Raw genomic sequence first — 5,434 nt, 5'->3', positions numbered from 1 at the left:
GAGGCGGCTGAAACCAGATCGATTGGTTCATCGCAATCTTTCCATGGCGCGTACGCGGACGATCGTCTTGCAAGTGGCTCTGGGCCGCCCGCCGCGTTTTCACCAATGCTCCAGCCATTTGTCCCCTCATCAGTGCGAGAACGCGAACTCCTGAGGACAATAACGATGTCTCGATACCATATAGTGCGATCACTTGCTCGCTCACGCCTAAATCCAGCATCCAAGAGGCGGTCGTCGACCGATTTCGACCGCTGGGTTGGTAATAACAGCGAAAGAACAATGTCTTCGGGTGAGAAGGCATAGAGGGCGGCGGCCCCGAGGAACCTGAACGGTTTCCGTTAAGCGACGGACGGCAATGCTTCAATCCGTGCCGGCAGCGACCGATCACATCAATTTATACTGACGGATCGTTCGTCTGCCTAGTGGAGTATTTCAGGAGTGGCCGATTTGGACCCCGGCCAATAAATCAACTGACCAGCCGCAATTCAGCGCAACGGCGCCGCTGACCAGCAGGCCCTATCGTCCACTGGAGCAGACTAGGTCAGCGTTTTCTTGGTTCGAATCATATCAGGCGACCTCGGCGAGCTTGTAGGACCACGTGGATGACCGGATGGCGATTGACGTCGTCGATACCAGCCATGATGCACTCCTTGAGTTCGTGTTTTGAGGCCACCCGAATATGGCGCGGGACTGAACGGGCGAACTTAGAGAAGAACCCCTCGATGAGATTGAGCCACGAGCCGTGCTTGGAGGTGAAGGTGAGCTCGAAGCGCCCGCTCGGTCGAGTGGCGAGCCAGGCTCTGGTTTCTCGCGAGATGTGCGCGGAATGATTGTCGAGGATCAACTTGATCGCAGTGTTCGGCGGATAGGCGGCATCGATAAGCTTGAGGAGCTCGATGAGCTCTCGACTGCGGTGGCGATCTTTGACAAGGGCGTGGACCTTGCCGGTGAGCAGATCAATCCCACCCAACAGGCTGAGCGTGCCATGGCGTTTGTATTCATGGTCGCGCGCAAAGGTGGCGTGGACGCCAGGCTTGGGCGGCAAATCCGGCGCCGTTGTTGCGATGGCCTGGATCCCCGGCTTCTCGTCGCAGGAGACGATCGTGACCGGCTTTCCTCGCCGCTTTCCCTTGGCAGAGGCTTTCTTCAGGACTTCGACTTCATGATAGACGCACAGGATCTCCGCCATCTTCTGTTCGAACTCGGCGTCGCGATTTTCGAGATAATAGCGCACCTTGTGCGGCTTGACTTCCTCTTGGCCGAGGATCTGCACACCGTTCCCTGGAGCAAATTCGCCAAACACGCATGCCCTGCCGCCGGCCCGTGCTCGCGTGCATGGCGCGCCAGCAACCGCGTCGTCCACAACTCATGCGGATAGCCGTGCTCCTTGGCCTTGTCGCATGCCAACGACACCCGCCTGGCTTTGGCCTCAGGCGTGATCGTTGGCTCCTTGCCCGGTCGCGGACGATCAACGAGGGCCGCCAGCGGGCCATCGGCCAATGCCCGCTCGACACAGCGCTGCACCGTCTGATGATGAACCCCAAGTCTTTGGCCCACCGCGCAGAACGAAGGATTGTCCCGATACGCTAGCAGCATCTGTGCTCGCGATACCCGGCTCGCCAGCTCAGTTCTCGACCGAGAAAGAGCCCCCAAGGTCGCTATCTCTTCATCACTCATCGCCAATTCAACAGCGCGCCGCCATCCTGCCATGATACAGCTCCTCGTTTCCCCAACCGCAAACGAGGAATCCGCCAACAACCCGTCCGTTCCACCAATTCAGCCTGCTCCGGCATCGCAGGTTTCATGGAATCGGTCGTCTAGGCCGTCGCTGGGTTAAACTGAACTGATCCCCACTCGGCGAACTTGCAGATAGTGCGGAGCACTAGCACTGCAGGTCGCGGAAAATCCGGCCTTGGTGACAGCGATGGCCTCCATCCGATCTGCTTGTGAGCCGGCCCATCATCTGCCAACTCCGTGCCCTGATGCCGCTGATATGATGCGCATGAACCGGCGGATTCTCGAACCTCACTTCGTGACAAGCACTTAGGCTGTCAACCGGCGTCCAAATATTGCAAGCCGAATGACATTCTTGACCAGTTGCACGAAGGCGAACTTGCTGGTGCGATCGATGGCGACGTAGAGGTAGAGCTTGCCTTCAGCGGTCTGGAGCTCAGCAATGTCGATGTGGAAATAGCCGATGGGATAAGCCTTGAATTTTCTTTTCGGAGGCTTACTCCCTTTGACCTCCGGCAATCGGCTGATGCCGTGGCGCTGCAGACAGCGATGCAGGGATGATCGCCTCAGATGCGGGATGGTTGGCTGGAGCGCATAGAGGCAATCGTCCAACGCCAATAGCGTATGCCGCCGGAAAGCGACGATGATCGCCTCCTCCTCGATGGAAAGCACGGTCGATTTGGCTTCCTTCGGGCCTGTGGGAGATCAGCGACGGTCTCGCGCTCCTTCCACTTCGCGACGGTCTTACGATTGATCCCATAGCGCATGGCGAGCGCTCTCAGGCTCTCTTGACTATTTTGTATTGCTCGACGGATTGCCTCCGTCGTGGCGGCGCAGCCGTGTAAAACTTGTCCCATAGCGCATCCTTCGAATCGTGCGATAAGAATGCAGCATCAAAGCTTGGGACCAAACACCTAGATCGAACTGCCCATGTCGCCTCAGGGATGGACGCGAGCGGTGATCCACAAGACGGGTTTCGGTCGGTTGACCGCGCCCACGAAACGCGGATCGCCTCAAAGCAAAGCGCCGACGGCACTCCCAAGCCTAACCCGCGCAGATATCCCCGGGCCGTCCGCGCGGACTTGCGCTCTTGGGCAAGGGCCGCCAATATTTGCTCTCCGTGCAGCATAAAAGCCCATCATTAGAGCGATAAGAGCAATGCCGTCCACTCCCATGCACCGCGACTGCGGTACAAAATGTAGGTTACCCGACCCAAATCCTTGGACAAGGACGCGACGGCTGCCAGTGAGCCTCAAGCCGAGGCTGAAGACATAGACTCTGCTGGCCAACCCTGCCGCCTCTCCCGATGCGTCCAACAAAACAAGATCGGTCTCGTCATCGCGATTTGCCCAACCCGAGTCAGCACCGTCGGCCACGCGAGTTTCGCGGTTTACTCATTCAGATAACGAACATCCCACGCTGCGTCCCGGCGACATCCAGTGGACAATCTCGGCAGCGATGGAGGCAAAGCAGTACGTAAGACTAGGCTCTTCGCCTGATCAGCTGCTGCACCAACCGTATGTGAAGCTATCGTGCCAGACCTCCACGCCTGCGCGCACGAAGACGTTCAATCTGCGGGGATTTATACTGGTCATGCAGGGCCCTCGCGGAACCACCCACCAAGCCGACGCGCGCTAGGAGCTCTAATGAAACGCCTCATACTCGAGCGAATGCCAAACGGGGGGATTGGACAGCGGACCGCATGATCTTCGTCCTCCTCGTGCGATCGATGCACGCCAGACCGATGGCGAAGAGCCGACACGATTGTCCGGCCTCTCCCTAGTATTGCTAGGCCGCGTGTATCTGGTCAAGCAAGACCTATTCACAATGAGCAAAATGGCACACCTGTTGCTTTGAGGTAAACGAACGAAGTGTAGCGAAGGCAGAGCGAGCGTTTCGATCAGTTGTCGATAACTGCTGCTCGAGTGATTCTGACGAATGTGCGGCTTTAGGACTCATTCTTTGAGAGGCAGATTACGCCAACTGCGCGGCCCTGGCGCTTTTCTCCGCCTAACTCGAGTTGGTTGTCCCCAACGTGAGCTAAATGTACCAACGACTGGGGGCTTTGCGGCTGGCGCGCGGATGCCACTCGCCAAGTCTAATCGGTGCCGACGCGTAGCGCAGGCAGCGCTTACTCTGTGAGATCGGCAGGGCTCGGGCTCGATTTTATACGTGATGAGCCAGTATTCTACCCCGGTGCACCAACGAGTCTCCAAGCTGACCGATGGACGCGCCTTTCAAAGCTATGACACACAAACGCGACGAGCGCCGCCCTTCTGCCAGCCGCAGACCATCAGTCGTCCTTGTTGGCAGGAATAGTCGTGGAAACTGGGTCGCCCGCGAGCAGAGCGGTATTTTTGGAGGCCTGTTCCTGACCCGTGCCCAAGCGCTCAAATACGCCTTGGCGGAAAATGACCATCATCCAGAAGCCATTATCGAGGTTTCAGTCTTGGATCTGGATATCGCCGGAGACCGGACGGAAGCCGTCTGATATGCCGCCCGAATTGGTCGCACTGCGAAATTTTCTTCCGACTAGACGCACATCGTCAACAGCATCGCCCCACAAGGAACATGTTTTCGGCTATCGTGATCACTACCATCCGGAGTGCGTTGCGCCGGGACGACATCGGGCGATCCAGCCGGTCGCGAACCCTAGAAGACAAGCACAAGTCGAACAAAGTTTGTTCGGAATAGAACCCTATCTCGGTGCCTGGCCGCGTGCGTGGGTGGCCGCTCTGATGTGCGCATCGTGGAGCGTCGGCACTCACGCGGCAATTCGGCTTGGCGATTTAACTGAGAGTAGCGAACGCTCCGATCCCGATTCTCACTACTCCTCCGCAGTCCGCCTCATAGTCCCTATTGCGGCGCGGACGTGCACAAGGCGCGGTCACGTCGTCCGTCCACGGGTAATCCGCGCCGCCGAAGGATTGGAGCAACCGGTGCCGCCCGTAATCGGTCTCCGCTGGGATTTGCGGCGGCCGATCACGTGGCTCGTCGGCTGAATATCCCGCAAACTGCGTCGCCTCAGCAACGCGGGAGGCGTGCGATGGAATGGTCCTGTGGACTGGATGTCGGGATGGACGAGAGCGCGATTTGCGTGGTCGACGACAAGGGCGAGGTGGTGCTTCAGGCCACCGCGGTGACCGATCCGGACGCGATCAAAGCCGCGCTCAAACCTTGTCTCGCCCGGCTGCGGCGGCTCGGCCACGAGGCGGGAGCGTTGTCGCCCTGGCTGCATCAGGAGCTATTAAAACCTGGCTTGCCGGCGGTGTGTCTGGAGACCCTGCACGTCCGCGCGGCGCTGAAGGCGCAGCGCAACAAGACCGACAAGACCGACGCGCTCCGCATCGCCCATCTGATGCGCACGGGCTGGTTCCGCAAGGCCCATATCAAGAGTGAGCCGTGCTACCGGCTGCGGCTGCTGTTGACGCACCGGCGCAATCTGAAGCGCAAGTTTTTGAACATCGAGAACGCGATCCGGCACTCGCTGAAGGCGTTTGGCATCCGCCTGAACCGGGTCGGGCGGGGCGGATTTGCGTCAGCCGTGCGCGCAGCGGTGACCCACGATGGGCTGGTCAAGGCCAAGCCTTGCGGTGGCCGCAAACGCGGCCAGCCTTGACCGCCCCTGCGCGCGGCGGCTGCGAGATCGATGGCCGGGACGGAAGAATGGCCCGCGGCGCAGCCGAACAAAAGAATGGAC

3 protein-coding genes and 3 pseudogenes are annotated in these 5,434 nt (G+C 59.2%); 2 read left to right on the top strand and 4 right to left on the bottom strand.

Features of this window, described 5'->3' with window-relative positions; translation table 11 throughout:
• The 4 genes and pseudogenes from ABIB00_RS38680 to ABIB00_RS38665 form a co-directional block, all read right to left on the bottom strand.
• On the bottom strand, positions 1 to 205 hold a 205-nt coding region (locus ABIB00_RS38680; RefSeq protein WP_354107972.1), incomplete at its 3' end, for a hypothetical protein.
• A gap of 357 nt (positions 206 to 562) precedes the next feature.
• Positions 563 to 1,303: an IS630 family transposase gene (locus ABIB00_RS38675; RefSeq protein WP_354107971.1), complete on the bottom strand. Its 741-nt coding sequence runs from the start codon at positions 1,301 to 1,303 to the stop codon at positions 563 to 565.
• A gap of 62 nt (positions 1,304 to 1,365) precedes the next feature.
• Positions 1,366 to 1,596: pseudogene (locus tag ABIB00_RS38670) on the bottom strand (helix-turn-helix domain-containing protein); the annotation flags it as partial.
• Positions 1,597 to 2,085: 489 nt separating this feature from the next.
• A pseudogene (locus ABIB00_RS38665) lies at positions 2,086 to 2,591 on the bottom strand (transposase family protein); the annotation flags it as partial.
• Positions 2,592 to 3,958: 1,367 nt separating this feature from the next.
• On the opposite strand from ABIB00_RS38665, the gene ABIB00_RS38660 reads away from it, so the two are divergent.
• Entirely contained in the window at positions 3,959 to 4,225 is a 267-nt protein-coding gene (locus tag ABIB00_RS38660; protein WP_354107970.1) for a hypothetical protein, read from the top strand.
• A 555-nt stretch (positions 4,226 to 4,780) separates the two neighbouring features.
• Positions 4,781 to 5,314, top strand: a pseudogene (locus tag ABIB00_RS38655) (IS110 family transposase); the annotation flags it as partial.
• Positions 5,315 to 5,434: the final 120 nt, after the last annotated feature.

The sequence above is a fragment of the Bradyrhizobium sp. LB14.3 genome, assembly GCF_040547985.1.
Lineage (GTDB): Bacteria > Pseudomonadota > Alphaproteobacteria > Rhizobiales > Xanthobacteraceae > Bradyrhizobium.
This window is presented reverse-complemented; position numbering and strand designations above follow the sequence as displayed.

Excerpts from the sequence above, each read along its gene's own strand:
- ABIB00_RS38660 (WP_354107970.1), top strand. The coding sequence starts at position 3,959 with ATGGACGCGCCTTTCAAAGCTATGACACACAAACGCGACGAGCGCCGC.